Source organism: Kitasatospora sp. NPDC057198 (genome assembly GCF_042670125.1).
Classification (GTDB): Bacteria; Actinomycetota; Actinomycetes; order Streptomycetales; family Streptomycetaceae; genus Kitasatospora.
The window spans coordinates 1-1,958 of record NZ_JBHUWH010000795.1 but is presented as its reverse complement, the minus strand read 5'-3'; the positions used below and the strand labels follow the sequence as shown (position 1 = coordinate 1,958).

Genomic DNA, 1,958 nt, shown 5'->3' with positions numbered 1-1,958 from the left:
GTCCCCTTCCGGGCCGGCCGCTCGCCGCCGTTTTCCGGTCATCCCACCGGCGCTTTCGCGCTGCTCCGGGCAACACGGAAGATCGGAGCCGGGCAGGGTGTACCGCTCTGGAACCTCTCTTCGATACGCTTGACCCCGGCGGGCCGCGCCATGCTGCGCGCCCCCCTTCGAGACCCCGCCGCCAGTACCACCGCAGGCCCCGTCGTCCGCGTCGTCCGGGCCTGGCTCCCCCCACTTTCTCAGGAGTGTGTCCACCGCATGGCCGGTCCCGCGTTCCGCGCCGCCGCCGTCCGGGTCCGCGTCCCCGCGACCAGCGCCAACCTCGGCCCCGGCTTCGACGCCTTCGGCCTCGCCCTGGGGCTCTACGACGACGTGGTGGTCCGGGTCGCCGACTCCGGCCTGACCGTGGACATCGCCGGCGAGGGCGCCGAGAGCCTCGCCCGCGACGAGCGCCACCTGGTGGTCCGCTCGATGCGCGCCGCCTTCGACCGGCTCGGCGGCCAGCCCCGCGGCCTCGAAGTGGTCTGCGCCAACCGGATACCGCACGGCCGCGGCCTGGGCTCCTCGTCCGCCGCGATCTGCGCCGGCATCGTCGCCGCCCGCGCCGTCACCATCGGCGGCGCCTCCGCGCTCGGCGACGACGCGCTGCTGGCCCTCGCCTCCGAGCTGGAGGGCCACCCCGACAACGTCGCGGCCTGCCTGCGCGGCAACTTCACCGTCGCCTGGACCGAGGACGGCGGCGCCCGCACCATCACGCTGGACCCCTCCGACCGGGTCGTGCCGGTCGTGTTCATCCCCTCCACCGAGGTGCTCACCGAGACCGCCCGCGGCCTGCTCCCCAAGACCGTGCCGCTCTCCGACGCCGCGCTCAACGCGGGCCGGGCCGCCCTGCTGGTCGAGGCGCTCACCCGCCGCCCGGAGCTGCTGCTCACCGCCACCGAGGACCGCCTGCACCAGGACTACCGGGCCTCCGCGATGCCGGACAGCGCCGCCCTGGTCGCCGCCCTGCGCGCCGAGGGCGTCCCCGCCGTCATCTCGGGTGCCGGACCGACCGTGCTCGCGCTCACCGACGAGGCCAACGTCGGCAAGGTGCTCAACAGCGCAGGGGCGCAGTTCGCGGCGCACCGGCTGGAGCTCGACCGCACCGGCGCCACCGTGCTGCCGCTCGACATGTGAGACGGACACGATTGACAAGCAAAGGGCTGGGGAATGTGTCAGGGGGTAGGTAGTGTTAACCTCATTGCTGCACCAGGTGCCCTCCGGGCGCCGGTGCGACGCATCCCGATCCCGTTCCCCCGTCCGCACGGGGGCCGGAAGCTCGGGAGCACGATTCTCCGGGAGCTCGCCACACCGCGTACGCAGCCTGCCTGCGCAAGTGGGGCCCATCCCGAAGCCGTGACGGCACCGGACTCCCACCTCCAGCCTCCGCACTGAGGCTCGGCCGGCGGGGCCGGCGGTGCCGCCGCGCGACGGGGGCCCGGGCATCAACAGGCGCAGCGAGGTCGGCACCAGAACCGGCCGTCCGCGCCGCTTCGCACCACAGTGCACCGCACTTCGCAGCTCCCCGGAAGGACCAGCCTTCCGCGGGAATCCAGCCCCTGGCCGGCGCAAAGAGCCGCTGGACAGGACAGCACAACCGGTCGCCGTGCCAGACAGGCCGACGTCCGCTCCAGGGAAGGACCCTTAGTGAGCGACACCACCGATCTGATGGGCGCGCGCCCGGACGCCGAGGCGTCGGACGCGGCCGCTCCGGCGGCTCCGGCGCGACGCCGTCGTACCGCCGCCGCCGGCCTGGACGGCCTGGTACTTGCCGAGCTCCAGAAGCTGGCCTCGTCCCTCGGGATCAGCGGCACCGGGCGGCTGCGCAAGAGCCAGCTGATCGAGGCCATCAAGGAGAAGAGCGGCGGTGACCCGCTGCTCGCGGGCGCCTCCGGCTCCGCCGCCCCGGCGGCGAAGAA

2 protein-coding genes are annotated in these 1,958 nt (G+C 74.2%); both read left to right on the top strand.

All coding sequences use genetic code 11. The annotated features are described in order from the left end of the window. Positions 1-258: 258 nt before the first annotated feature. Positions 259-1,176, top strand: coding sequence for a homoserine kinase (thrB, locus tag ACFUEL_RS39090; protein ID WP_380242882.1), 918 nt, complete (start codon positions 259-261; stop codon positions 1,174-1,176). A gap of 510 nt (positions 1,177-1,686) precedes the next feature. Continuing rightward, on the top strand, positions 1,687-1,958 hold a 272-nt coding region (locus tag ACFUEL_RS39085), incomplete at its 3' end, for a Rho termination factor N-terminal domain-containing protein (RefSeq protein ID WP_380242881.1).

Bases quoted from the DNA above. Each gene is read 5' to 3' on its own strand.
- thrB (WP_380242882.1), top strand. From the start codon at position 259: ATGGCCGGTCCCGCGTTCCGCGCCGCCGCCGTCCGGGTCCGCGTCCCC.